The organism is Thermophilibacter gallinarum, from assembly GCF_014982725.1.
GTDB classification, from domain to species: domain Bacteria; phylum Actinomycetota; class Coriobacteriia; order Coriobacteriales; family Atopobiaceae; genus Thermophilibacter; species Thermophilibacter gallinarum.
In genome coordinates this window covers 62,994-88,973 of sequence record NZ_JADCJZ010000002.1, presented here as the reverse complement: position 1 = coordinate 88,973, position 25,980 = coordinate 62,994, and the positions used below count along the sequence as shown (strand labels likewise).

The window sequence follows — 25,980 nt, the reverse complement described above, 5'->3', positions numbered from 1 at the left end:
CTCTTCACGTGCGGTGAAGACCCCTGCCCCAACTGGGGTTTTGTGGGGACGCCAGCATCACTGAACGCGTCCACCGCCAGTTTGCCGCACAGACCTCGAGAAAAGTGCCACAGGGCAGCCGCTGAGATGCCTCTAGCGCTCGACCCTCATCGCGCGCATCGCGTTCAAGATCGCGATCATGGCCACGCCCACGTCGCCGAAGACGGCGAGCCACATGTTGGCCACGCCGACGGCCGCGAGCACGAGGATCAGCACCTTCACGCCGATGGCGAAGACGATGTTCTGCCAGACGATGCGCATGGTCCTTCTCGCCAGGCGCATGGCCTGTGCGATCTTGGAGGGCCTGTCGTCCATGAGGACGACGTCGGCGGCCTCGATCGCGGCGTCGGATCCCATCGCGCCCATGGCGATGCCCACGTCCGCGCGCATGAGGACCGGGGCGTCGTTGATGCCGTCGCCCACGAAGGCGAGGCGCGCGCCGTCCTTCTCGCCCGCGAGCAGGCGCTCGACCTCGGCGACCTTGTCCTCGGGCAGGAGCTGGGCGTGGACCTCGTCGATGCCGAGGCGCGTCCCCACGGCCTGTGCCACGTCCGCGCGGTCGCCGGTCAGCATGACGCAGTGGCGCACGCCGGCGGCGTGAAGCCCGTCGACCGCGTCCTTGGCGTCGTCCTTCACCACGTCGGCGATCACGATGTGGCCAACGTAGGCGCCGTCGACGGTGACGTGCAGGATCGTGCCCGTGAGGTCGCAGTCGTGCCACGAGGCGCCGTGGGCGGCCATGAGCTTGTCGTTGCCCACGAGGACCAGGTGCTCGTTCACGCGGGCGCTGACGCCGTGGCCGGACTCCTCGCGGACCTCGTCGATCTTCTCGCGGTCGATCTCGCCGGAGTAGGCGGCCCGCACGGAGACGGCGATGGGGTGGTCCGAGAAGGACTCGGCGTGCGCCGCCATGGAGAGCACGTAGTCCGGGTCCACGCCGGCCTCGGGGTGCACGGCGACGACGTTGAAGATGCCGCTCGTGAGCGTGCCGGTCTTGTCGAAGACGACGGTGTCCACGTGGGCGAGAAGCTCGAGGTAGTTGGAGCCCTTGACGAGGATGCCGAGGCGCGACGCGCCGCCGATGCCGCCGAAGAACGAGAGCGGCACGGAGATGACGAGCGCGCACGGGCAGCTCACGACGAGGAAGGTGAGGCCGCGCAGGATCCAGTCGGACCAGGCGCCCAGGCCGGCGAGCGGCGGCACCACGGCGAGAAGCACCGCGGAGATCGTGACGACGGGCGTGTAGACGCGGGCGAAGCGCGTGATGAAGTTCTCGGTGCGGGCCTTCTTCTCGCTGGCGTTCTCCACGAGCTCGAGGATGCGGGCGACCGTGGACTCGCCGTAGGGCTTGGTCGTGCGCACGTGCAGGACGCCCGTCATGTTGACGCAGCCGGAGATGACCTCCGCTCCCGGCTCCACGTGGCGCGGGACGGACTCTCCGGTGAGCGCGGCGGTGTCGAGCTGGGAGGTGCCGTCCGTGACCACGCCGTCGATGGGCACGCGCTCGCCGGGCTTGACCACGATCGTGGTGCCGGGCGCGACCTCGGCGGGGTCCAGCTCCACGAGCTCGCCGTCCTTCTCGACGTTGGCGTACTCGGGCGCAATGTCCATCATGGCCGCGATGGACTTGCGGCTCTGGCCCACGGCGTAGCTCTGGAAGAGCTCGCCCACCTGGTAGAAGAGCATGACCGCGGCGCCCTCGGCCATGTGGGGGTCGGTGTCGGGGAAGAAGACCATCGCGAAGGCGCCGAGCGAGGCGACCGCCATGAGGAACGCCTCGTCGAAGGGGTCGCCGCGGCGGATGTTGCGCGCGGCCTCGAGCAGGGTCTTGTAGCCCGCGACGAGGTAGGGGACGAGGAAGAGGGCGAAGCTCGCGTAGACGTCGCCCGGCGTGCCGAAGAGCGCGGCGAGAAGCCCGCTCTGCTCGACGGCGAGCGCGGCGAAGAAGATGACGAGGGCGATGACGATGCGGTTGCGCCAGCGGCGCTGCTTCTTGTTCATGGCGGCGACCTCCCGGCGCCTAGCGGACGATCTCGCAGTCGGGCTCGACGCGCGCGGCGAGGGCGACGACGCGGTCGAGGACCTCGTCGAAGCGCTCGTCCGCCGCGGTGAGCGTGAGCTTCTGCGTCATGAAGTTGACGGACACGGCATCCACGCCGTCGATCTTGGCGAGCTCGTCCTGCAGCTTGCGCGCGCAGTTGGCGCAGTCGATCTCGTCGAGCCTGAATGTCTTGCGCATGGGGTCTCCTTACTCGCAGATGTGGGACATGCCCTGGCTGAGCATCGTGTAGACGTGGTCGTCGGCGAGCGAGTAGAGCACGTTTCGCCCGTCGCGCTGGAACTTCACCAGGTGCGACTGCTTGAGTGTCCGCAGCTGGTGGGAGACCGCGCTCTGGGTGCTGCCGGTCTCCTCGGCGATGTCCGCGACGCAGAGCTCGCGGCCCATGAGGGCGTAGAGGATCTTGATGCGGGTGGTGTCGCTGAACACCTTGAACAGGTCGGCGAGGTCGTAGAGCAGCTCCTCGTCGGGCATCTCGGTGGGGGTGGGCTCCTCTGCCATGTGCGCTCCTCTCGTTCGTATGTGAGTATGATTATATGAGCACACGTTCATATGTCAATGGGACTTATCGCCTCAATACGCGTTTTCCTACGGAATCGGGCCGTAAAACGTTGGAAATCGCGTATCGATAGATGCGAGTACGCGATTTCCTACGGAATCGAGGTCTGAAACGTTGGTTTTCGCGTATTGCGGCGTGGCGAGAAGAACGCCCGCCCGCGGCGGCTACGCGAACTCGATCTCACCGGTCGCGGCGTCCATCGACTTCACGATGGCGAGCGACTCGACCTGGTAGCCGCGGCGGCGCAGCTCGTCGCCGCCCGGCTGGAAGCCCTTCTCGATGGCGATGCCGATGCCCTCCACGATGACGCCGGCCTCGTCGCAGATCTGGAGCAGGCCGTTCATCGCGCAGCCCATGGCCATGAAGTCGTCGATGATGAGCACGTGCTCGCCCGCCGTGAGGAAGCGCTTGGCGACGATGACCTGGTACTCGCGTCCCTTGGTGTAGCTCGTGATGTTGGTGCGGTACTGGTCGCCGTCGAGGTTCTTGGACTCGGTCTTACGGGCAAAGACCACGGGCACGCCGCCGAAGTGGGTTGCCGCCACGCACGCGATGCCGATGCCGGAGGCCTCGATCGTGAGGATCTTGTCGATGCGCTTGCCGGCGAACAGGCGCGCCCACTCGGCGCCCATGTGGTCGTAGAGGGCCACGTCGCACTGGTGGTTGAGGAAGTTGTCGACCTTGAGGACATTGCCCTCGCGAACGATGCCGTCCTGACGGATGCGGTCCTCAAGCTCCTTCATGCGCCTGCCCCTCCTGTGGTGGTGTTGACGTCCCGTCCATTATGCACGCTCGGCGCTCGTTTGGTGCCGTTCGCCTGAAAACTCGATAGTACTTATCGATAGTCGATAATTAGTGGCATAAGAACGATAAGAGCCGCTGGCGAGAAGAACGGGGTGATCGCAATGACCAACGAGACCCTGGCACGCTCCGAGGCCGACCGCCGCATCCGGCGCACGGCGACCGTGGCCGCGTGGCTCTGCGCCTTCGTGGCTGCGGCGTCGCTCATCATGACGGTCGTGTCGCTGTGGCTGGCGGCGGACCTGGCGCGCGTGGGTATGGTCGAGGACGGCAAGGACCTGCTCGCCGCCTTCTTCACCACATCCGCCGAGCGCGACGGCATGACGTGGGTCGGCGGCGCGGCTCCCTACCAGCTGGCGAGCGCGGTGGGCGGCGCGCTCACCTTCGTCGCCTACCTCGGCGCCACGCGCGTCTGCCAGCGCGTCGCGGATACGGGCGAGGTCTTCTCGCTCGACGTCGTGCGTGCCCTCAGGCGCGTCTCCGTCTTTCTCGTCCTGGCGGCCTTCGTGCCGGGCCTCCTGCACCTCGTGGGTCGTGCGATCTCCGGGGCGGTGGCGAGCCAGCTCATGGTGGAGGCCGCCTTCATCCCGACGGGCACGGTGATCATCGACACCGGTGCGCTCGCGATCGGGGCGCTGCTGTTCGCGATCTGTCGTATGTTCGAGTACGGATGCATCCTGCAGAAGCAGGACGACGAGCTGCTGTGAGGCCGAGATGATCGTGCTTCGCCTCGACCGCGTGCTCGCGGACCGCAAGATGCGCTCGAAGGAGCTCGCCGAGAGGATCGGGCTCAGCGAGGTCAACCTCTCGCGCATCAAGTGCGGCAAGATCTCCGCCGTGCGCTTCTCGACGCTCGACGCCATCTGTCGCGAGCTGGGCTGTCAGCCCGGCGACATCCTCGAGTACGTGCCAGACGGGCCCGAGACCTGACGACCGGGACGCCGCTCGCCGAATCGTAGTTCCCGTAAGCGTGTTACCGTTAACTTTCGGCTATCTCCCTCCCGGAGATTCCAGTCGTCACGTGCTTCTCGTCAGGTTTTATCAAATATATCAAGAGTCATACCTAAAGCGTTGCCCGCGCCGTCGGCACTCCCGTGAAAGAATGCCTCCCACGAGAGGGGGGCGCCATGAGCGAGAAGGTCGAGCGGGAGTTGCGGGAGCTGTTCGCGGAGGCGGAGGGACGGGGCGCGTGCCTGAGGCCGGCCAACGAGCGCGTTCGGGCGGCATGCGCCCGTCGCGCGGGCGAGGATGGGGAGGTCGTGTCGCCCGTGCGGGGGCTCTATGCACGCCGAACGTGGTGGAGTGCGCTGAGCTTCTCCGAGCAGACGCTTGCCATCATGCGCTCGTTGCAGTCCGCCCATCCCGACTGGGTCTTCTGCGGCCCGTCCGCCGCGCTTGCGCTCGGGTGCGACGTCTCCTATTCGCAGCAACGCCCGCTTCACGTGATGCTTGAGAGCGGGTCAGTCTCCGCCCCGACGGCGCTCGTGACGCGCCATCGGCTCGTGCTCGATTCTGACCGTATGGACGAGAGGCCGCAATGGGTGCACGGTCTGCACGTCACGCCGCTCCTTCGCACGATTCTCGACAGCCTGCGCTGGATGAGCTTTCGCGAGGGGATGGTCGTTGCAGACTGGGCGGTGGGTGCTTGCGGGGTGAGCTGGCAAGCCTTCGCTGCGTACGCTCGCGAGCTGAGCGGCTCATGTCGGGGCGTCGATCACGCATTGGTGACGTTCAGCTGGTCAACCGGGCTCGCCGAGAGCGGAGGCGAGTCTATCGCGCGTGCCGTGATGGTCGAGCAGGGCTACGTGCTCCCGGCCCAGCAGGTTGAGGTGCCCGACCCGCTGCACCCGGGACGCACGTTCCGCGTGGGCTTCGTCTGGGCGCGCGCGGACGGACGCGTGATCGTGGGCGAGTGCGACGGCCTGCGCAAGCTGCTCGACCCCGGGATGACCGGAGGGCGCTCGCCGCAGCAGGTTCTTCTCGACCAGAGGAAGCGAGAGGGGCTCATCACCGCCTACGACGTCTCCGTCCTTCGTTTCACCTACGAGGAGGCGGCCGGGGTGACCGAGCTCGTCCGCAAGCTCGACCTCTACGGCGTGCCGCGCGCGGGCTCGCCGCTCGCGCCCGCAGGGCCGATGCCGCTGCCGGACTGGGGCTCGCTGCTGCGACGGTAGCGCGCGAGCTGGCAATACGCGACTTCCAACAGAAAAGGGCCTTGAAACGTTGGAAATCGCATACCGCCACTCGGCGATACGCGACTTCCAACAGAATCTACGCCTAAAACGTAGGGAAACGCATATTGCGCGCGGGCGAGAAGAACGTGCGCTAGGGGCGCTTGCGCCCGAAGAACGGCAGGCGCGGCAGGCGCCCGCGGTAGGGGCTCACGAAGTCCTCGTCGCCGATCTGCTGCGCTTTCTCGACCTCGGGCGAGACGCTCTCCACGACGCCGGTTGGCACGTCGGCGACGGGCATGTCGGTGATGTCGGGCACGGGGACGACGGTGGCGACGGGCGCCTCCTCGCCGGCCGCCTCCGCGGCGGCCTCAGCCTTCTCGCGGTAGCGGACCATCATGTCGCGCTGCAGCTCCACGACGCTCGGCGGCGCCCAGATGAGCGCGTTGGCGCCGGCGGCGATGGTGGCGGCAGAGGTCTCGTCGTCGCGGCCGCCGGTGGCGATGATCGGCAGCGCGGGGAAGGCCGCGCGCAGCTCGGCGATGACCTCGGGCGTGCGCCTGCCCGCCGCGACGTTGATGATGCGCGCGCCCGCCTGGATCTTCTCCGCCGCCTCGTTGTCAAAGCGCGTGATCGTGGCGATGACGGGGATGTCCACGGTAGCGGCGACCTGCGCGACCATCTCCGCCGTGGCGGGGGAGTTCAGGACCACGCCCGCGGCGCCCTGCATCTCGGAGACGGCAGCCAGCTCGGCGGCACGGCGGCCCGTGGTGGTGCCTCCGCCCACGCCCACAAAGAGCGGGGCCTCGGCGACCGTGAGCAGGGCCTGCGTGATCGCCGGCTGCGCGGTGAACGGGTAGACCGCAAAGATCGCGTCGGCGTTCGAGTTGCGGATCGCGGCGACGTCGGTGGAGTAGAGCAGCGTCCGGATGCGACGGCCGAAGAGCGTGAACCCGGTGCACGCCTCGTAGTTGTCCGGCACGCGCAGCGGCGCCTTGCGCAGGCGGCCCTCGATCGGCGCCGGACCGTCGGCGGCGGGCACCAGCTCGTGCGGGGCGTGGCCCACCTCGAAGATCCCTCCGCTGATGGCGTTCGAGATGCCCTGCTCGGGGGCCATGTTCTCGCTGGTGTTGCTCTCTGTCATCCGACCTCCCGGCTCCGAGTTTCCTAGGCCATTCTAATGGTTCCCGTCGCGCCCGATCGTATTCATCTCCCGCGGGAGGCGCCCCGGCCGTCAGCCAAGTTGCGCTCTGGGGCATCGGCTCGCGCGTCGCTCCGGCGCCGCCCGCGGCGGCAGGCCAGCGCCACGGCGAGAAGGACGGCGAGCTCGAACGCCGCGACAACAAGGCGCGCGGTCCCGGCCAGCCCCGAGAGTCCCACGAGCAGGCAGCAGGCGCACGCGAGGACCGGCGCCACGCGACCGCGGAGCCGACCCGCCTGACCCGTCCGGCGCATCCGCCAGGCGGCGACGAAGTAGGGGAGCATCAGCAGCATCGTGAGGCAGACGCAGACCTCCGAGACGTCACCGTTGGGAATGAGGCCCGCCGCCTGCACGGCGCCGTGGACCGCGAGCCAGCCGACCATGCAGACGGTGGCGACGAGGGCGCCCGCGCGCGAGACCGCCCCCTGTCCGCCCGAGCGAGCAAGGCACCTGCCGCCGGGAAGGTCGCCGCGCTGCGCGAGGGCCTGGGGCAGGCGCTGCAGCGAGAGCACGAGGGCGTTGCCCGTCCCGAGCACGGCGAGAAGCGCGATGAGGTTGGGCAGCGCCGAGGCACCCTCGCCGAAGAGGCGCGAGAAGAGCAGCGCGAGGCTGCCGTCCCCGGCCACCATGACGGTGGCGGGACCGAGCGCGACGGAGATGCCCACGAAGTAGGCGAGGTAGAGGGCGAGGATGGCGAGGGGCGCCACGACGAGCGCGATCGGGAGGTTGCGCTGCGCGCGCCTGAGCTCCGGGGCGATGGAGGTCGCCGCGGGCCACCCGTCGAAGGAGAAGGCGATCGGTGCCGCGGCGGCGAGCCAGGCGAGCCCGCCTGCGGGCACGGATGGAGAGAGCGCCCGGTTGGCGCCGGGCGCCGGCTGGGCACCCCCGCCGAGTGCGACGACGATCCCGATGACGCCCACCGCCACGAGCGGGACGACCTTGACCACGGTGAGCGCGTTGCCCACCCAACCGGAGAGCCGTGGCGCGACGGCGTTTGTCAGCGAGCAGGCGAGAAGCGCCACGAGCCCGATGCCCAGCTGCTGCGCGAGCGTACCCGGGAGGCCGAGGAGCATGCACGCGTAGACGCCCACGACCCAGAAGATGACCGCCGAGATGGACGGCAGGTAGACGAAGGCGTAGTGCCAGCCGATGAGCCGTGCAAAGCGCGGCGAGACAAAGCGCTCGGCATAGTCGACGAGCCCGCCCGCCCCGCTCGTGCGCGCGGCAAAGAGGGTGAGGCACAGCCCGCCAAAGACGATGTAGGTCGCCGCGAGGCAGAACATGACCACACCAAGGCCCACGCTCCCGCCGGTGGCCGCGAGCACGTTGTCGGACTTGAAGAAGATGCCCGAGCCGATGCAGATGCCCATGATGAGGCAGATGGCGGTGGCCAGCGAGTAGCGGCCGCCCGCGTTCTTCTCGACCATGGCTTCTCGCTCCCTCTGGCTCGTGGCGTGGCGTCGGTCCGGACATGGTACCCCAGTCGGACGCGCCTGCGGGCGAGAAGGACCCTGGCCCCGCGTTCCTAGTACAGACTGTACACGGTCTCCAGGTTGCTCCAGAGCCGCTCGGTGTTCAGCTCCCAGCTCTCTCCGGAGCCCGTGACCTCGTAGCTGAGCTCCCAGGGCTCCTGGGGCTCGACCGCGGCCACCGCGGCGTCCCAGATCGCGCGCACCTCGCCGCGCTGCTCCTCGGTGAGCTCCTGCTTGCTGTAGATCGTCGCCTCGAGCTCGTGCTCGAGCAGGTACGAGTAGATGTCGCCGCCCGCCTCGCTCGACATCGCCCCGGCGTTCGGTGTGTCCAGGGTCGCGTAGACCCCGCCCGTCCCGTCGCCGTAGAGGTAGGCGTCCGAGACCTCCACGGTCGTTGCCGAGATTACCTCCGCAGCCCACGCATCGGCGTCGATTCCCAGCTCTGCGGCCGTGTAGCCGCCCCAGAAGTCGAGCTCGTCGTTCAGGTAGTCAACCAGGCGGTCGTGCAGCTCGCCGCTCGTGGGGTCGGCGAGAAGCCCCTCGAGGCTCGTGCGCACCGCCTCCCGCGCGGCCTGCTCCTCCTGCTCCTCGACGGCGTCGGTGATGCTGGCGGCTCCCGAGTCGACCCAATCGAAGGAGAAGTCGGCCGTGTAGTCGGGCGCGGGCTCGTCGAAGAGGATGTCGTCCACGATGCTGCCCACGCACGAGGCGAGCATCGGCAGGAGGCTGCCGAGGAGGGAGATGAGGATGATGACGACGATCATGGTGCGCATGAGCGCCCGGCGGTGGCGCGTGGCCCTGCCCGCGACGTCCGGCTGCGGCGGCCGGCCCTTCTCGCGACGCGCCCTGCTCATCGCGCGCTGCCACTGCCGGCTGACCGAGCGCGCCGCGCGGTCGGCCTGGGCTCCCGAGTCCCCCTCGATCGAGGGGGCGTCGTAGCTGTGGCCGCGCGTGGTGGGTGCCTGGTAGTTGTCCTCGCTCTTGTGGGGGGAGCCGCCCGCCTCGCCGTGCGGGGCGTACGAGACGTCTGCGTCCGAGCCATCATCCGACCCAAGCGTCTCGTCGTCGAGCCCGAGAGCCCACTCCGGCTCGCTTCCCGGCATGACGGGGTCGCCCGCGTTGAAGGGGTCGACCTGGTCGTCGTCCGAGTGCGTGAACCTGAACCGAGACATCTGACCTCCTCCTTACGGCCTTTTGTCCTTCTCAGTATATTGCGTGGGCGCCCAACGGGTATGCTAGGGGAACGTAAGCCGTTCTAGGGAGCGCATATGTTTGGAAGCTTCATGGGTGTCCTCGTCGTGCTGGTGGTCGTGTTCGTGATCGTCGGCATCGTCACCGGCAACCTGTTCTACGTGGTCAAGCAGCAGCACGCCGTCATAATCGAGCGTCTGGGCAAGTTCCACCGCATTGTCGGTGCGGGCTTCCACGCCAAGATTCCGTTCGTGGACCGCAAGGCCGCCACGGTCTCGCTGCGCACCATGAAGAACGGCTTCAACATTGACGTCAAGACGCAGGACAACGTCACGATCGGCCTCGAGGTCTCCGCGCAGTACCACGTCAGCTACGAGACGGGCTCCACCCCGCAGCAGTCCGGCGTCTACAAGAGCTACTACATGCTGCAGCAGCCGGTGGCGCAGATGCGCGACTTCATTACCGACGCGCTGCGCTCGTCGATCCCGGTCTACACGCTCGACGAGGTCTTCGCCAAGAAGGACGACATCGCGCGCGACGTCAACGACACCGTGTCGGAGCAGATGACCGCCTACGGCTTCACGCTCGTCTCTACGCTCATCACCAAGATCGCGCTGCCGGCGGAGGTCGAGGACTCGATGAACCAGATCAACGCCGCGCAGCGCACCAAGGCCGCGGCGCAGGACCTGGCCGAGGCCGACCGCATCCGCCGCGTGACCGAGGCTCAGGCCGAGGCCGAGGCGATGGAGAAGTCCGGCGAGGGCATCGCCAACCAGCGCAAGGCCATCGCCGCCGGCATCTCCGACTCGCTCGCCACGATCCAGGAGACGGGCGTGTCGGCGGCCGAGGCAAACCAGCTCTTCATGTTCACGCAGTGGACCGAGATGATGGGCGAGTTCGCCAAGGCCGGCAAGGCCTCCACCGTGGTGCTCCCGAGCGACTTCACGCAGACCGCGGGCATGTTCGAGCAGATGGTCGCCGCCGGGGCCGCCGGGCGTGACGCGACGGTGCCGCCCGCCAAGCCGCAGCAGTAGGGCGGCGGGCAACGGGTGTTTGACCGCGCGGGTCCCGGGCATGCGCCTGGGGCCCGCGTTCTTCTCGCCTGCGCGTGATACGCGACTCCCAACGTTTCCGGGCTCGATTCTGTAGGGAATCGCGTACTGGGTCACGGCGCGGGGCGAGAAGAACCCCGGCTCGCGAGTCGCGACGAGCCGGGGCCGGGGAGGGGATGAACGTCCGCTACAGCGCGTCCGCGCGCAGGGCCTCCACCACGTTGGAGGAGTTGCAGCGTCGCAGGGCGTACGCGACGCTCACGAGGATTACGGCGAGAACCACGACGAGTGAGGCGCCGATCTGCGGCCAGGGCAGCTGGAACTCGTAGGTCGAGTACGAGAGCGCCATGGCCTGGTAGAGGCCAGCCGAGGCGAGGGCGGCCAGGGCAAAGCCGATCAGGAAGCCGCGCAGGGCGTAGCTCGCGCACTCGTAGGCGACCATGCGGCGGAAGGCCCGCCCGCCCATGCCGATCGAGCGGAGCACCGCGAACTCGCGGCGACGCAGGATGAGCGCGTTGGCGAGGGTGTTGAAGACATTTGCCACGGCGATGAGACCGGTGATCGCGGCAAAGAGGAAGATGAACGTGTTGACCGTTGTAGTCATGAGGCGCGCCTGGAGCTTGGCGTCGGCGACGTTGGTGTAGGTGACGTCGAGTTCGGGGTAGTCCGCGGCGATTTTCTCGATCGCGTCCTGCGCCCGGTTGGCGCGCTCCGCGTCGCCGCCGGTGTCGAGGGACATGCTGGCGCGTAGGTACCCGGCGTTGGCGGCGAGGTCGATGGCGGAGGCGGGTAGGATGAGCTGGAGCGTGCCCGAGGAGGTGACGCAGTCGGGCGGGTAGTCCGCGAGGGCGCCGACCTCAATGTCCTGCTCGCTCGCGACGGCCTCGTCGTAGGAGAGGTACTGCTCGTCGCCCTTGTCGTCGTAGTAGAGCACGCGCAGGCCGCCGGACGGGTCGTCCTCGATGCCGGAGACGAAGCGGCCGTCGAGGTCTGCGAACTCGAGCGACGCGATCGTGCCCGTGCCGGAGAAGGGACGGTAGTTCGCGTAGGTCTGGCCGTCGTTGATGTCGTAGGAGTCCACGGCAATGGCGCGCGGGTGCGCGGGGTCGCAGAACTCGCTGCTGGGGAGCCCCAGGGACTCGACATAGGCCTTCCAGGTCGCGTCGTCGACGAAGTCGAGGTAGACGCTTCCGTAGCGGGAGCCGTCCGCAAGCGGGGAGGTGACGGAGCCGAGAAGGTCGGCGTCGTCGCCGAGCATGCCCGCAGGCAGGAGCGCCTCGGCGACATAGCGCGTCTCGTAGCCGTTTACCGTGGCGTCCGTGGCGGCACGCGCGGCGTCGTAGTAGCGCGCGAGCGCCTTCTGCATGCCGGCGCCGTCCACCTTGCCGTCGGCGAGCGCGAGGGTCTGGTCGGCGTCGGCGCCGGTCGCGTCGATCGAGAGCACGAGGTCCTGGCCCTCCATCGTGTCCACAGCCGTGTTGCTCGCGTAGCTCATGACGTCGGCGATGGCGCCCGAGGTGATGAGCAGCGCGACGGAGACGGCGAGCGCGGCCACGGTCACGCGTCCCTTCGACGAGCTGCGCGTGAGGTTCTTGTGGGCGATGAGGCCGGGGATGCCGAAGAGCCGTCCGGCGATGCCGGGCGAGATGCGCGCGGCATCGCCGTGCCTGCCAGCGCGTCGCTGGGTGCGCACGGCGCGGCGTGAGAGGCGCACGTCCTGCGTCTGGCGGATGGCGTCGACCGCCGAGACGCGACTCGCGCGCAGCGCGGGCACCCAGGCGCTCACGAAGAGCGTGAGAAGGGCGAGTGCGGCCGAGATCCCGAGCGCGCCGGGGCTTATGACCACGTGCGCCTGATCGGTGCCAAAGAGCGCACTGATTCCGTCACCCACGAGGCCGAAGACCACGAAGCAGCCGAGAAGCCCGAGCGCGAGGCCCACGGGGATGCCCACGCCGCCGATGACGAGCGCCTCGACGAGCACGGTGCGGCGGAGCTGCCGTCTGCTCGCGCCGAGCGAGGAGAGCAAGCCGAACTGACGCGTGCGCTCGGCGACCGAGATGGCGAAGCTGTTGTAGACGAGCGACACGCCGGCAACGACCACGACGGCGGCGAGAATGGCCGCGATCTGGTAGAGCGTGTTCCAGATGGCCGTGTCCGGCGTGGCGCCCATCCAGCGGATGAGGCTCGAGTGGACCGTGGAGCCGCCGTCGATGTCGCGCGACCACACGTTGACGATGTCGTCGGCGAGCCGCTCCGCCTCGGCGGGGTTCTCCGTGCGGAAGAGGACGGAGGCCCAGGTGGCGTCAGAGTCGTCGGTCATGACGCGCTCGAGGGCCGAGCCGTCGTCGTAGACGTAGGCGGCGTTGCCTGTCATCGCGAGCGTGGCGGAGTAGCCGTAGCTGCGGTAGAAGCCCACGACGGTGCCGCTCAGCTGGCCGAGGTCCGCGCTGAAGGACTCGCTCTGCGTGGCGTCATCGATGTAGTCGCCGCGCAGGCTCGTCATGGTGAAGCTCACTCCGTCGGTGAGGCTCGTGACCGTTCGCGTACCGAGGTCGAGCGTGACCTTGCTGCCTAGCTTGATGGGCCCTCCGCCCGCGGTGGCGAGGCCGCAGGGCGCGAGCTCGACGTTCTGCAGGTAGTGGGGGAGCACGATCTCCCCGGGCGCCTCCGGGGCATGTCCGGCCACGAGCTCGGGGTCCCGGACGAGGGGCTTCTCGCCGTCCTGCTCGGCGGGCCAGGTCTTGGCGTAGAGGTACTTGCCAAAGAGGTCGCCGTTCTCCTTGCCGAGCGATACGGTCCCAAGGTCGGCGATGCCGGTCCAGTCGACCACGCCGGGCTCGTCCCGCAGGCGGTCGAGGTCGTCGTCCGTGATGCCGGCAGCCTCTGCGTACCACCAGCCCTCGTCCTCGGCGGTTCGCTGGATGAGCGCGTCCGTGAGCGAGACGACGCTCGTCAGCACGGCGGTGATGAGCGCGCAGGAGAGCGCGATGCCGATGACGGAGACGACCGTGCGCACGCGGTTGGCCCTGAGCGAGCGCAGCGTGAAGCGGGTGAAGACGTTGCCGCGGGGCGCGACGGCGGCCGCGAGTGCGCGGTCCTTCTCGCCCCGCGCGTCCTTCTCGCCCTTGAAGTGCTTGGCCATGGCTACCTCGCCCTCGTGTCGGAGGCGATGCGGCCGTCCTCGAGCGCGATCACGCGGTCGGCGGAGAGGGCGATCTCCTCGTCGTGCGTGATCACGACGAGCGTCTGCTTGAGCTCGCGGTTTGACGTGCGCAGAAGCGCCATGATCTCGGCGGAGTTCTTGGAGTCGAGGTTGCCCGTGGGCTCGTCAGCCAGCACGACGGCCGGCGCGTTCATGAGGGCGCGCCCGATGGCGACGCGCTGCTGCTGGCCGCCGGAGAGCTGGTTGGGGAGGTGGTGCTCGCGACCCTCGAGGCCGAGCCTGCTGAGCAGCGCCCTGAGGCGGCGCTCGTTCACCGCGCGGCCGTCCATGAGCACGGGCAGGCACATGTTCTCCACCACGTCGAGCACCGGGACGAGGTTGTAGAACTGGTAGACCAGCCCGACCTCGCGGCGGCGGAATACCGCGAGCTGCTCGTCCGAGCGCTCGAAGACGTTCTCGCCGTTCAGATAGACGGTGCCCGAGGTGGGCCGGTCCACGCCGCCGATCATGTGCAGAAGCGTCGACTTGCCCGAGCCCGAGCTGCCGATGATGGCCACGAACTCGCCGGCCGCGACGCTGAAGCTCACGTCGTCGAGCGCGCGCACGGCGGTGTCTCCGGTGCCGTAGGTCTTGGTGAGATGGTCGATGCGCAGAATGTCCATGCTGCCTCCCTGGTCTTGTCGTCAATTCTATGGTGGGGGAGGCACCCTGCGCGCGCGTGACGCGCGAGTGACGGATCCGTCACACGGGTGACTTTGCGATTTGTAACGAAATTGGGCCGAAAAACGTTACGAATCGCAGTTTGCCGGGCGCCACTTTGCGGTTCGTAACGTTTTGAGGCTGATAAACGTTACAAATCGCAACGCGCGTCGCGGGCGAGAAGAACCGTGGCGCCGCTAGACGGTGGCCTTGAAGAAGACGAGGTCGAAGCGCGCGCCGCCGCCGGGGACGTTGCCGGCGCGGACGGAGCCGCCCTGCGCGATGACGAGGCTCTTTGCCAGCGCGAGCCCGATGCCCACGCCGTCGGGGTCGACCTCCGAGCCGTCCGCGCACGCCGCGCCGCCTCGGTAGAAGCGCTCGAAGACGTGCGGCAGGTCGCCGGGAGCGATGCCGGGACCGGTGTCCTCCACGCTCAGCCGGAACGCCAGGGCGTCCTCGGCGCAGCTCACGCTCACGCGCCCGCCCGCGGGCGTGTGCTCGAGGCAGTTCTTGAGGATGTTCTCGAGGGCCTCCGCCGTCCAGGCGAGGTCGCCCTCAAAGCCGGCGCCGGGCTGCACGTCGCGTACGAGCTCAACGCCAGCGAGCTCGGCGGAAACCTCCAGCGGCTCGATTGCGCGCGCCACGAGCTCGGCGCCGTCGACGCGCACCCGGGCGAAGCTCACCACGCCCGCGTCGATGCGCGCGAGCTTGAGCAGGCTCGACACGAGCCACTCCACGCGGCCCTCCAGCCGCTCCATCGTGCGCAGCCGCTCGACCTCGCCCGGGTGGCCACCGTCCTCCACGAGCGCCCCGCGCGTGAGCGACGTCATGAGCGAGAGGCTCGTGAGCGGCGTCTTGATCTGGTGCGAGACGTCGGCCAGCGCGTCCGCGAGCGCGCCCTTCTCGCGCAGCAGGTCCTCGTTGGCGAGCTCGAGGCGGCTGCGCATCTTGTCCAGCTCGGAGGCCAGGACCGCGAGCTCGCCCTCGCGCATGCGCTCGAAGCCCACGTCGCGCTCTCCGTGGAGCACGGCGTCCACCTGCTCCGCCATGCGCGCGATGTGCCGGTAGCGCAGGCGCGTCGACGCGAGGAGCACGGCGAGAAGGACCGTGACGGTCGCGGCGACCACGGCGGCCGCAGTCGCGCCCGCGAGCGCCCAGGCCGCGCCGACGCCTGCGGCGCCCACGGCGACAAAGACGAAGACCGTGCGTCTGACCTCTGCGTTTCTCAGCAGCATGCGCTTCTCGCCCGTCCTCGTCTAGCCCTGGGCGCGGTAGCCCATGCCGCGGACGGTGACGATCAGGCGCGGGTCGGTCGGGTCGTCCTCGAGCTTGTCGCGCAGGCGCTTGATGTAGACGGAGAGCGTGTTCTCCTCCACGTAGGCGCCGGCGTCGTCCCAGAGGGCGTCGCGGATCATGTCGCGCGTGACGATCCTGCCCGCGTTCTTGGCAAAGAGCAGCAGCAGGCGGTACTCCAGCGCGGAGAGCGGCACCTCATGGCCGTTCTTCTCGGCGCGGGCGCGGTCGAGGTCGATGGTCACGGGCCCCAGCGAGAGCGTCGAGCGCTCCGGGCGGGCGCGGCGGATGGCGGCCTGCACGCGGGCCACGAGCTCGCGCGGGCGGAAGGGCTTTGCGATGTAGTCGTCTGCGCCCATGCCGAGGCCCGTCACGGTGGAGAGCTCGTCGTCGGCGGCGGTGAGGAAGATCACGGGGACCTCGGGCGTCACGTGCTTGATCGCGTTGCAGACGGCGAACCCGCTGCCCTCGGCCAGCGTGAGGTCAACGAGCGCGAGCGCGATGTCGGCGTGCGGTGCGCAGGCGAGCTCCACGGCGCCAGCCTGGGTGGGTGATGACAGCACGGCGTAGCCCTCGTTGGCCAGGAGCTCGGAGAGCCCCTCCACGATCAGCGGGTCGTCCTCTGCGAGCAGTATGCGCAGCATGGTCCTCCCTTCGTTGTCTGCATCCGAGTATAGGGGCCGAGAAGGACGCGGGCCCGTGACGCTTCCGTCACGGTCCTCCTGTGAACGGCATGTTACGCGGCGGTTAGCGGTCAGAAACCATGTCGAGGCTGCGAGGTGAGGACCAGATGTTGCGCGCGCAACATGTCCGAGGCTCCAACGTACTAGGGAGGGATACATGAACGGAATCGTCATCGTGCTCGTCGCGGCCGTGGTCCTGGCCGCCGGGTACCTGCTCTACGGCCGCTGGCTCGCGCGCACGTGGGGCATCGACGCCGAGGCGCTCACGCCCGCGCGTCGCATGGAGGACGGGAAGAACTTCTCGCCCGCCTCGTGCTTCACGGTCTTCTCGCACCAGTTCAGCTCCATCTGCGGCGCCGGCCCCGTCACGGGCACCATCGCCGCCATGATGTTCGGCTGGCTGCCGGTACTTCTGTGGGTGCTCGTGGGCGGCATCTTCTTCGGCGCCGTGCACGACTTCGGCGCGCTCTATGCGTCCATGCGCAACAACGGCAAGTCGCTCGCGCAGCTCATCGAGAAGTACATCGGGCGCACCGGGCGCCGCCTGTTCCTGCTGTTCAGCTGGCTCTTCACGATCATCGTGATCGCGGCCTTCGTGGACATGGTCGCCGGCACGTTCGTGGCGACCTTCGATGCTGCGGGCGCCGTCGACACCGCCGTCTCCTACGCGGGCGGCGCGGCCGGCACGATCTCGATCCTGTTCACCTTCGTCGCCATCGCCTTCGGCTGGATCAACCGCCGCTTTGGCCTGTCCGGCTGGAAGGAGCTCCTGCTCGCCGTCGTGCTCTTCGTGCTCATGTTCGCGGTTGGCATGCAGGTCCCCGTTTACCTGGACAAGCTCGGCTGGTTCGCCGTCATCACGGTGTACCTGCTCTTCGCGGCGGCCATGCCGATCCAGACGCTCAAGCAGCCGCGCGACTACCTCACCTCGATCATGATGCTCGTCATGATCGTCTGCGCCGTCCTTGGCATCTTCGTGCTCGGCGCGAACGGCGAGGCCGAGATGACCGCCCCGATGGTCGCCGACCTTGGCGCGCTCGCCGCCGGCGGGCAGTACCTCTTCCCGCTGCTGTTCGTCTCCGTGGCGTGTGGCGCGCTCTCCGGCTTCCACAGCCTCGTCTCCACCAACACCTCCTCGAAGCAGGTGGAGAACGAGCGTGACGCGCTGCCCGTGGGCTATGGCGCCATGGTGCTCGAGTCCTTCGTGGGCGTGCTCGCCATCGTGGTCGCGGCGATCATGTTCGCGCAGATCAACACCAGCGGCGCGGGCGGCGCCGCGGTGGGCACCCCGTTCCAGATCTTCTCGCAGGGCGTCGCCCGCGGCATGATGGCCTTCGGCGTGGACGGGACGCTCGCGACCGTCTTCATGACGATGTGCGTCTCGGCGCTGGCCCTCACCTCCGTCGACGCCGTGGCGCGCATCGGCCGCCTCTCGTTCCAGGAGTTCTTCGCCAAGAGCAACGACGCGGCCGAGGAGGCCGGTGCCGGCGCGACCGGCGTGGCCAAGCTCCTCGCCAACACCTGGGTCTCCACGGTGCTCACGCTGGCGCTGGGCCTCGCGCTCGCCTTCGGCGGCTACACCAACATCTGGCCGCTCTTCGGTGCCTCCAACCAGCTGCTCGGCGGCATGACGATGATCATGCTCGCGGTCTTCTGCAAGTGCACCGGTCGCAAGGGCTTCATGCTCTACGTGCCCGTGGCGTTCCTGCTGGTGAGCACCTTCACCTCGCTCGTCCAGAGCATCATCGGCTGCGTGAACGCGCTTGCCGCGAGCGGCGCGGCGGTGATCGCGACCTCGGGCCTGCAGCTCGTCTTCGCGATCCTGCTCGTGGTGCTCGGTCTGATCGTTGCCTACAACTGTCTGAAGGAGCTCTTCGGCAAGGCCGCCGGCTCCATTCCCGACGAGGACCCCGAGTGGTCCGATCTCGGTCATGAGAACTGCGGGCAGTAGACCTCTTCTTGCTTGATGGCAATGGAGTGGGGACGGGACGCGCGAGCTGCGTCCCGTCCCCGATTTGGTTTTGGTCCGGCAAACTATCTGCAAAAGCGCCGTTCGTGATGAACGGAGGCAGTTCCGTTTGCAAAACCGTCGCTCGTGATGAACGTTTTTCCGTCATCATCCGACGACGGATTCTATTTTCCCATATAAGGTGATGAAAGTTCGAATCATAGGAGCGCATATCGGTGAAATCGTTCATCACGAGCGACGGTTCTGCAGCCGAGAAGCCAACCTTTCATCACGAGCGGCCGAAGTGCACGAGGGCGGGGCGAGTCGACGGCTCGTCCCGCCCGTTCTCGCTACTGGACCCCCGGGATGCTCGGGATCGTGGCGAAACCCGCCTCGAGCTCCTCGTCGGATGGCACGTGGTCGCTCATCTCACCGCGGTTGTACTTGTCGTAGGCGACCATGTCGAAGTAGCCGGTGCCCGTGAGGCCGAAGAGGATGGTCTTGGCCTCGCCCGTCTCGCGGCACTTCTCGGCCTCGCGAATGGCGGCGAGGATCGCGTGAGAGCTCTCGGGCGCGGGAAGGATGGTCTCCAGCTTGGCGAACTTCTCGCCCGCCTCGAAGACGTCGGTCTGGCGCACCGCCACCGCCTCGAGGTAGCCGTCGTGCTTGAGCTTGGAGACGATTGGGCTCATGCCGTGGTAGCGCAGTCCGCCCGCGTGGTCGGAGCTGGGGATGAAGCCGTTGCCGAGCGTGTACATCTTGCACAGCGGGCAGGTCTGGCCCGTGTCCGCGAAGTCGTAGGCGTAGCGGCCGCGCGTGAGCGAGGGGCAGCTCGCGGGCTCCACCGCGATGAAGCGCGTGTCAGGGCGCTCGCCGCACAGCTTGTCGCGCATGAACGGGGCGATCAGTCCGCCGAGGTTGGAGCCGCCGCCCGCGCAGCCGATCACGATGTCGGGGTACTCGCCGATCACGCGCAGGGCCTCGTAGCTCTCGAGGCCGATCACGCTCTGGTGCAGCACCACCTGGTTGAGGACGCTGCCCAGCTGGTAGCGGCCGCGGTTCTCGGGCACGTGGAGCGCGCGCTCCACGGCCTCGGAGATGGCGGTGCCGAGCGACCCGGAGGAGTCGGGGTGGGCGGCCAGGATCTTGCGACCGGCCTCGGTGGTCGTGCTGGGCGACGGTGTCACCGTCGCGCCAAAGGTCTCCATGATGTTGCGGCGGAACGGCTTCTGCTCGTAGGAGCACTTGACCATGAAGACGTCGAGGTCGAGGCCGTAGTGCGCCGCGGCCTCGGCGAGCGCGGTGCCCCACTGGCCGGCGCCCGTCTCGGTGGTGATGTTGGTCAGGCCCTGCGCGGCGGCGTAGTAGGCCTGCGCGAGAGCGGAGTTGAGCTTGTGCGAGCCGCTCGTGTTGTTGCCCTCGAACTTGTAGTAGATGTGCGCGGGCGTGCCGAGCGCGCGCTCGAGGTTGTACGCGCGGCACAGCGGGCTCGGGCGGTAGACCTTGTACATCTCACGCACGGGCTCGGGGATCTCGAAGTAGGCGGTGTCGTCGTCGAGCTCCTGGTCGATGAGGGCGTCGGCAAAGACGGGCGTGAGGTCGGTGTGGGTGGCAACGGCGCCGTTTGGCAGGCGCATGGGCTCGGGCTTCTCGGGCATGTCGGCGCGCAGGTTGTACCAGGCGGTCGGGATCTGCTGCTCGCTGAGGTAGGTGCGGTAGGGGGTGGTGCCGGTCATGACGCGCTCCTTTCGCAGTCGGTTCTTCGCGCACAAGAAAAGGGCCCCCGGAACTGAGTCCGAGGGCCCTTATGTATGCGTGAGTGGCCTCGTCAGTCCGAGAGGGGAGTCGTCCTTGTCCACCACCACGCGCCAGCGCCGGCCACGGCCGGAGCGCCGAGAAGAGCGATGTACGCGAGACGGGACATTGACGGCATCCTTTCGGAGACGATTGAGGGCAGCTTACCCAGAGATTGTTTCGTCGACGTTAACGGTCGGCGACGAATCGTCGGCGACGGCGCGCGCGGGGCGGCGCAGCAGGGCGCGGGCGGCACGCTCGTCCGGGTACGCGCCGGCGAGAAGGGCATGGAACCGCTCGTCGTGGCTCGGCTCCAAGAGGTGCGTGAGCTCGTGTGCGACGACATAGTCCAGGCAGGTGGGCGGGTAGGCGGCGACGCGCACGTTGACGCGGATGCGCGCGGTCCTGGGCGTGCACGAGCCCCAGCGCGTGGACATGGCGCGCAGCTGCCAGCCGGCGGCGCGCACGCCGAGCGCGGCCTCCATGCGCGCGGCGACCTCGGGCAGCCTCGCCGCCAGCTCGGTGCGGTAGAGCTCGTCGGGGGCGGTCCCGGCGGGCAGCGGCACGAGCGCGCCCCAGAGCGGGACGAGCCCGTCGTCGGGCACGTCGGCGCGTTCCTCCCGGCGTCGGACGTGCTTGCGCAGCCAGGTCTCGTGCGCGTCCAGGAAGCGCTGAGCCTCGGAGAGCGGGCAGCGCGCGGGGACGGACAGGTGCGCCGAGCCGTCCGCGCGCACCCGCAGGTTGAGCCGCCGAACGCGCTTGCGCTCCACCTCGACGGGGACGCCGCCCGGCCCGCCCGCGAACAGGGTCCTGGTTGTGGTTCTTCTCGTCATGGGCGCATTGTAGCGCGGCCGCGTCCCGGGGCTCAGAAGAACACGTCCAGCAGCGCGTCCACGAGGAGGAAGATCACGACGACGCCGACGAGCCCGAGCACGCGATGGCCCTTGGGGCGCTCGTCGCCCGCGGGCAGCTCCCCGGTCTCGATGAAGCGCGCCACCTCGCGGGTCACGCGCAGGTCGTAGTCGCGCTCGAGCCGCCACGCCCGCCAGGCGAGCGGGGCGCACACGACGAGCAGCGCGCACCAGACCCAGAGGAGGTTCGTGCCGCTCATGCGCTCGGTGAGGTCGAGCGCGATGGCGGGGACCCAGAGCAGGGCCAGCACGACGTAGACAATCGCGAGCTCGCGCCGCGCCGCCTCGGTGCCCTGCCGAGCCGCCCGCACCTGCTCCTCGCCCAGCAGCTCCGACAGCGGGCACCCCAGCTCGTCCGCCATCGCCGCCAGACTCTGGACGTCCACGAGCGTCTTGCCCCGCTCCCAGTTGCTGACGGTCTGTCTTGTGACGTGCAGGCGCTCGGCCAGCGCCTCCTGGCTCCAGCCGCGCCCATCGCGCAGCTCGGCCACGCGCCGGCCGATCGTCTCCTTGTCGAGTCCGGTCATGGGGCCTCCTCTCGACGCCAAGCATGCCACAGCGGCGCCCGGCTGTCTGTCAAAAGGCTTTTGCGGTGGGGTCGTCTCCTGCCGGCGCCCCGGGCGAGTGACGGGTTTTTACGGCCCGCGGGGCGAGAAGAACGGTCGCAAACCGTAAAACCCGTCGCCCAGGAGCGGTCAGCCGAGAAGGCCCTCCCAGCCCACGATCCAGCGGTCCGCGGCGCGGCGCAGCTCCGAGGCGGGCTGGCGCGGGTCGCTGCTGGCCACGGCGACCGTGGTCATGCCCGCCCGCGCCGCGGAGAGCGTGCCGGGCAGGATGTCCTCGAACACGACGCAGTCCGCGGGGTCCGCGCCCATCCGTCGGGCGGCCTCGAGGTAGATGTCCGGGTGGTCCTTGCCGCGCGCGACCTCGCGCCCGCAGACCACCTCGTCGAAGAGCCCGCCCACGTCCACGTGACGCATCGCGCCGAGGACGTGCGGGTCGTTGGTGGTGGCGAGGCCCACGCGCACCCCGCGCGACCGGAGCGCGCGCACATACGCCTCAGCGCCCGGCCGCAGGCGGACCTCGCTCTCGTAGAGCGCCGCCCCCAGGCGGTTCCACTCGTCAACGATGTCGGCCACCTCGTCGCGCAGGCGGTAGCGCTCCACGCACCACTGCGCGCCCGCGGCGAAGCCGAGCGTGGCGAGCGTGGTCGAGGCGTCCTCGTCGAAGGGAAGCCCGCGCGAGGAGAAGAAGATCTCGTCGACCTGCCGCCAGAGCGACCAGGTGTCCGCCAGCGTCCCGTCGAAGTCGAAGATCGCCGTCGAGAAGGACGGCGGCCAGAGGCTCACCTGCCGCGGGTCGCTCATCGGTCGGGCTCGTCCTCGATCGAGCGGTAGACACCCAGCACCACGTCGTCGCGCAGCACCGAGCAGAGAGCGCGCACGAGGTCGCGCCCCACGCCGAAGAGCTCCGCGTCGATGGCGGCGCCGGACGCCTCCAGCAGCACCGTGCCCACCTCCTCGGTGGGGGCGAGCGGGATGTCCTCGGCCACGAGGGCGCTCCTGACCTGGTCCTCCGTGAGGGAGGAGCCGGAAGCGTCCCCGACCCGTCCGATGAGGGCGACCACGGCGAGCCCCGCCACCAGCACGGGTGCCCCGAGCCGCGCGCACGCGAGCTGGTAGCACGCCTGGGTGGCGAGCACGTTGCCCTGCTGCCACTGCAGCTGGGACATCCGCAGGTACGCAAGGCCGATCGTCTCGCCGTCGTGCGCGAGGGAGAGCAGGCGCCGGAGCTCGTCGGCCGCCGCCGCGGCGTCCCCGCTCGCCTCGAGGCACTGCGACAGGTGCAGGCTCGCCTGCGTGGAGAGGGGCGCGACCTCGCACGCGAGTCGGGCGTGCGCGAGCGCCTCGCCCATGTCCCCGCGGGCGAGCGCGCAGGCGGAGACGATCAGATGACCCTCGAGGTAGGCGTCCGGCGCGAGCCGGGCGCGGAGGTCCCGCCCGCCCGCGAGGCGGTTGTAGAGCACGCGGTCCGCATAGGTGCCGAACGTCCTCCAGGCGACGCCGGGCGCGTCGGCGAAGGCGCCGGCGTCGTCGACGGGGGAGAGCGCGGAGCGGGCGCTCTTCTCGGCGGTCTCGATGTCGTGCGAGAGGAAGGCAGCCCGCGCCTCGTCGACGCCGCGCTCGAGCGCGCCGCCCCCCACGAACGACTCCACGATCGCGAGCGGGTCGTCGTCGAGCGTTCCGTCTATCAGGGCCTCCACGCAGCGCCGCGCTGCGAGGCGCACGTCCTCGGGCGCCCCCTCGCCGCCCACGGCGAGAAGCGCGCTCACGTTCTGCGAGGTGGAGGTCCCCAGCTGCCGGACGAGCTCGTCCGCCGCACGTCTGCGCGCGGCCGCCTCGTCTATGCCGAGGTCGCGCCTGAGCTCGCCGCCGAGCTCGTGCGCCAGGGCCGGGCCGAGTCGCTCCTCCGAGAGCTCGACCGGGTCCCATCGACGGGCGGGGCACAGGAGCTCGTCGTCCAGCGTGAAGCCCTGGGTAACGGGCGCGAGGACGCGGTCGTCCCCGTCGAGGGCGACTCCCGCCTCCCGCATGACGGCCCAGGGGTCGACCGGGCCCTCGAGGTCCATCCCCTCGACCAGGGCTCGCGTGAGCCGGGCCGAGTAGTAGCAGGTGTGGGACGAGCCGCTGTCCTCGACGCCGGCGACCCAGACCTCGTCCAGCTCGGGCGCCACGAGCAGCGCATAGGCGGCGAGAAGCACGCCCACGCGCAGGTTGTACTCGCTCGCCGCACGGCGTCGCATCTCCGCGGTTGAGGCGACGATCCCGAGCCCGTCGACGCGGGCGGTCGCAGGCCAGATGCGCGGCGGCACGACGTCGACCTCGAAGGCGGCCCGCCCTCCGGCGACGTTGACGCGGAACCGGGCCATGAGGCGGTAGGGGAGGCGCGCGGACTCGATCGCCTCGGATATCGCGGAGCGCACGGCCCACTCTCCGCGCGCCGGGCTCTCCTGCCGCGCGGCGAGGCGCGCCGCCTGGGCGACGACCGAGCGGGCGCAACGGCCCTCGAAGGCCACGAGGTCCTCGAGGCTCGCGGCATCGGCGTCCGGGAGCCCCAGCGTGGCGAGAAGCGCGGCGTTGAGGACGGCCTCCACGCGGAGCACCTTGAGCTTGGCGAGCCAGGTCACCTCGTCGTCATCTATGCGCAGGTAGAAGAGGCCGGAGGTGTTGGGCCGCACCACGCGCAGCGACGGCAGGGAGACGCCGTCGGCCCCGGAGAGGTCCGCCTCGTCGAGGCGCTCGGCGAGATAGGTCTCGAGGGCGCTCGGCTCGGCGCCGGCCTCGGCGGTCTCGGTCCTCGAGCGGACGTCGGAGACGAAGGACCGCAGGACCCGCACCGGGTCCGGCGAGCTGGCAAGGCGCTTCGAGAGGGCCTCGAGGTCGAGGTGGGAGGCTGCGGCCGCCTCGGCCGTCGCGGCGCCCGCCGCCGTCGACCCGTCGCGCTCGTCGGCGTCCTCGGTGCCCACGAGCGCGGCGAAGAGCCTCCCGAGCCGTCCGCGCTGCTCGTCGCGTCCCCGCTCGTCCATGGGCACCTCCTCTCCCGACTGTCCCTTCCCCTTATATTCCCCTAACGGGCGCGCCTCGTCCCGTCGATGATCGACTCGCGGTGGTTGACGCGACGGACGAAGAGCCCGCTCAGGAGCTTCGGCTCGAACCAGGTGGACTTGGGCGGCAGGGTCAGGCCCTCGTCGGCGGCGGCCACGAGCTCCCGCGTCGTGGTGGGGAAGAGCGAGAACGCGACGCCCCTCTCGCCCGCGCGGCGCTCGAGCTCCGCGGTCCCGGCGACGCGCCCGACGTAGGTGACCCTCGGGTCGTCCGTCGGGTCGTCGACGCCCAGGACGGGCCTGAGCACGCGGTCCTGCAGGACGGAGACGTCCAGCCCGGCTACCGCGCCCTCGGGCCTCGGGCCCTCGAGCGCGAGCTCGCGCCAGGCGCCGAACGCGTACATCCCGAAGCGCCCGCGCTCGGACGGCTCCACGGGCTCCGTGCGCCGCTCGCCGACCGAGAGGCCCGCCGCGGAGAGGGCCTCGACCAGGGACGCCTCGTCGAGGCCGTTCGTGTCGGAGACGACGCGGTCGTAGGCGCGGACGCTCAGCTGCCCAACCGGGAAGAGCGCCCCGAGGAAGTAGTTGTACGCCTCGCCGCCCGAGCAGTGGTCGCCCTCGTCGGTCCGGATGGAGCGGCACACGCGCTCGGCCGCGGCGGCGCGATGATGGCCGTCGGCGATGTAGGCGCGGTCGACGTGCTCCATCATCAGGCGGAGGGACTCCACCGCGGCGGGTCGCGCCACGCGCCAGACGGTGTGGCGGACGCCGGACCCGTCCTTGAAGTCGTAGAGCGGCTCGGCGGCCTTCGCCGCCTCGACCAGGGCCTCGAGCACGGGGTTTCCCTGGTAGGCGAGAAGGACCGGGCCCGTCTGGCAACAGGTCGCGGAGATGTGGCGGATGCGGTCCTCCACCTTGGCGGGGCGCGTGAGCTCGTGACGGCGGATCATGCCGTTGGTGTAGTCGTCGACGGAGAACGCCGCGACGATGCCGGTCTGCTCGTGGCCGGCGTCGCGCAGGCGCCAGAGGTAGAAGCAGGGGGTGCCGTCGCGCAGCAGCGTGCCGTCGGCGACGCGTTCGGCGAGAAGGTCGTGGGCATGTGCGTAGACGTCGTCCGCGCAGGGGTCGTGGTCGGTCGGGAAGGCGGTCTCGGGACGGTCCACGGCGAGGAACGTGCCGGGATGGGCGGCAACGTAGGCGGCGGCACCGGACCGGTCGAAGACGTCGTAGGGCGGCGCGGCGAACTCCTGCGCCCGCTCGGGACGGGGTCGGTAGCAGGTGATGGGCTCGACGTGCATGTGGCCTCCTCGCTCGCGCTTTCGTGCAGCCATGATACCGCA

22 protein-coding genes are annotated in these 25,980 nt (G+C 69.5%); 5 read left to right on the top strand and 17 right to left on the bottom strand.

The genetic code is table 11. The features are described from left to right. Nucleotides 1–132 precede the first annotated feature (132 nt). The 4 genes from INF26_RS04345 to INF26_RS04330 all read right to left on the bottom strand — a co-directional run bounded on the left by INF26_RS04345 (nt 133) and on the right by INF26_RS04330 (nt 3,400). The gene (locus INF26_RS04345) at nt 133–2,040 is read right to left on the bottom strand and encodes a heavy metal translocating P-type ATPase (RefSeq protein WP_193529514.1); all 1,908 of its coding nucleotides are present in this window, start codon (nt 2,038–2,040) and stop codon (nt 133–135) included. 19 nt (nt 2,041–2,059) lie between these two features. Continuing rightward, a complete protein-coding gene (locus INF26_RS04340; protein ID WP_193529513.1) occupies nt 2,060–2,278 on the bottom strand; it encodes a cation transporter in 219 nt (72 codons plus the stop codon). Between the two features lie 9 nt (nt 2,279–2,287). Next, nucleotides 2,288–2,599: an ArsR/SmtB family transcription factor gene (locus INF26_RS04335; protein WP_226371890.1), complete on the bottom strand. Its 312-nt coding sequence runs from the start codon at nt 2,597–2,599 to the stop codon at nt 2,288–2,290. 222 nt (nt 2,600–2,821) lie between these two features. After that, the gene (locus tag INF26_RS04330) at nt 2,822–3,400 is read right to left on the bottom strand and encodes a xanthine phosphoribosyltransferase (protein ID WP_087224809.1); all 579 of its coding nucleotides are present in this window, start codon (nt 3,398–3,400) and stop codon (nt 2,822–2,824) included. A 162-nt stretch (nt 3,401–3,562) separates the two neighbouring features. Here INF26_RS04330 and INF26_RS04325 point away from each other — a divergent pair, with 162 nt between their 5' ends. The 3 genes from INF26_RS04325 (at nt 3,563) to INF26_RS04315 (ending at nt 5,632) form a co-directional block, all read left to right on the top strand. Then, nucleotides 3,563–4,165: a hypothetical protein gene (locus tag INF26_RS04325; protein WP_193529511.1), complete on the top strand. Its 603-nt coding sequence runs from the start codon at nt 3,563–3,565 to the stop codon at nt 4,163–4,165. 7 nt (nt 4,166–4,172) lie between these two features. Continuing rightward, on the top strand, nt 4,173–4,388 hold the full coding sequence (locus tag INF26_RS04320) for a helix-turn-helix domain-containing protein (protein WP_193529510.1): 216 nt from the start codon (nt 4,173–4,175) through the stop codon (nt 4,386–4,388). Nucleotides 4,389–4,585: 197 nt separating this feature from the next. After that, complete coding sequence (locus INF26_RS04315; RefSeq protein ID WP_193529509.1) at nt 4,586–5,632, top strand: hypothetical protein; 1,047 nt, start codon at nt 4,586–4,588, stop codon at nt 5,630–5,632. A gap of 151 nt (nt 5,633–5,783) precedes the next feature. Here the strand turns inward: INF26_RS04315 and INF26_RS04310 are convergent, their stop codons facing one another. From INF26_RS04310 to INF26_RS04300, 3 genes are all read right to left on the bottom strand, one after another. Then, on the bottom strand, nt 5,784–6,773 hold the full coding sequence (locus tag INF26_RS04310; RefSeq protein ID WP_193529508.1) for a beta/alpha barrel domain-containing protein: 990 nt from the start codon (nt 6,771–6,773) through the stop codon (nt 5,784–5,786). Between the two features lie 62 nt (nt 6,774–6,835). After that, a complete protein-coding gene (locus INF26_RS04305; RefSeq protein ID WP_193529507.1) occupies nt 6,836–8,257 on the bottom strand; it encodes an APC family permease in 1,422 nt (473 codons plus the stop codon). A gap of 98 nt (nt 8,258–8,355) precedes the next feature. Continuing rightward, nucleotides 8,356–9,474: a hypothetical protein gene (locus tag INF26_RS04300; RefSeq protein ID WP_193529506.1), complete on the bottom strand. Its 1,119-nt coding sequence runs from the start codon at nt 9,472–9,474 to the stop codon at nt 8,356–8,358. Nucleotides 9,475–9,585: 111 nt separating this feature from the next. Here INF26_RS04300 and INF26_RS04295 point away from each other — a divergent pair, with 111 nt between their 5' ends. Continuing rightward, entirely contained in the window at nt 9,586–10,527 is a 942-nt protein-coding gene (locus INF26_RS04295) for an SPFH domain-containing protein (protein WP_193530097.1), read from the top strand. 205 nt (nt 10,528–10,732) lie between these two features. Here the strand turns inward: INF26_RS04295 and INF26_RS04290 are convergent, their stop codons facing one another. From INF26_RS04290 to INF26_RS04275, 4 genes are all read right to left on the bottom strand, one after another. Then, the gene (locus INF26_RS04290; RefSeq protein WP_193529505.1) at nt 10,733–13,687 is read right to left on the bottom strand and encodes an ABC transporter permease; all 2,955 of its coding nucleotides are present in this window, start codon (nt 13,685–13,687) and stop codon (nt 10,733–10,735) included. A 2-nt stretch (nt 13,688–13,689) separates the two neighbouring features. Then, the gene (locus INF26_RS04285) at nt 13,690–14,370 is read right to left on the bottom strand and encodes an ABC transporter ATP-binding protein (protein WP_193529504.1); all 681 of its coding nucleotides are present in this window, start codon (nt 14,368–14,370) and stop codon (nt 13,690–13,692) included. A 234-nt stretch (nt 14,371–14,604) separates the two neighbouring features. After that, nucleotides 14,605–15,642: a sensor histidine kinase gene (locus INF26_RS04280; protein WP_193529503.1), complete on the bottom strand. Its 1,038-nt coding sequence runs from the start codon at nt 15,640–15,642 to the stop codon at nt 14,605–14,607. A 21-nt stretch (nt 15,643–15,663) separates the two neighbouring features. After that, the gene (locus tag INF26_RS04275; protein WP_193529502.1) at nt 15,664–16,344 is read right to left on the bottom strand and encodes a response regulator transcription factor; all 681 of its coding nucleotides are present in this window, start codon (nt 16,342–16,344) and stop codon (nt 15,664–15,666) included. Nucleotides 16,345–16,540: 196 nt separating this feature from the next. Between INF26_RS04275 and INF26_RS04270 the strand changes: the two genes are divergently transcribed. After that, nucleotides 16,541–18,334 carry a carbon starvation CstA family protein gene (locus INF26_RS04270; protein WP_193529501.1) on the top strand — a complete coding sequence of 598 codons (1,794 nt, stop codon included), beginning with the start codon at nt 16,541–16,543 and terminating at the stop codon, nt 18,332–18,334. A gap of 347 nt (nt 18,335–18,681) precedes the next feature. Here INF26_RS04270 and INF26_RS04265 read toward each other — a convergent pair whose 3' ends face one another. From INF26_RS04265 to INF26_RS04240, 6 genes are all read right to left on the bottom strand, one after another. After that, nucleotides 18,682–20,067 (bottom strand): TrpB-like pyridoxal phosphate-dependent enzyme, encoded by a 1,386-nt coding sequence (locus INF26_RS04265; RefSeq protein ID WP_193529500.1) that lies wholly within the window; start codon nt 20,065–20,067, stop codon nt 18,682–18,684. Between the two features lie 222 nt (nt 20,068–20,289). Beyond that, a complete protein-coding gene (locus tag INF26_RS04260) occupies nt 20,290–20,958 on the bottom strand; it encodes a M48 family metallopeptidase (protein WP_193529499.1) in 669 nt (222 codons plus the stop codon). Between the two features lie 32 nt (nt 20,959–20,990). Beyond that, nucleotides 20,991–21,563 carry a helix-turn-helix domain-containing protein gene (locus INF26_RS04255; RefSeq protein ID WP_193529498.1) on the bottom strand — a complete coding sequence of 191 codons (573 nt, stop codon included), beginning with the start codon at nt 21,561–21,563 and terminating at the stop codon, nt 20,991–20,993. Between the two features lie 168 nt (nt 21,564–21,731). Further along, a complete protein-coding gene (locus INF26_RS04250; protein WP_193529497.1) occupies nt 21,732–22,403 on the bottom strand; it encodes an HAD family hydrolase in 672 nt (223 codons plus the stop codon). Then, nucleotides 22,400–24,622: a hypothetical protein gene (locus INF26_RS04245; RefSeq protein ID WP_193529496.1), complete on the bottom strand. Its 2,223-nt coding sequence runs from the start codon at nt 24,620–24,622 to the stop codon at nt 22,400–22,402. Before INF26_RS04245 ends, INF26_RS04250 begins: the two co-directional genes overlap by 4 nt. 41 nt (nt 24,623–24,663) lie before the next feature. Next, nucleotides 24,664–25,938 (bottom strand): DUF1015 domain-containing protein, encoded by a 1,275-nt coding sequence (locus INF26_RS04240; protein WP_193529495.1) that lies wholly within the window; start codon nt 25,936–25,938, stop codon nt 24,664–24,666. Nucleotides 25,939–25,980 lie beyond the last annotated feature (42 nt).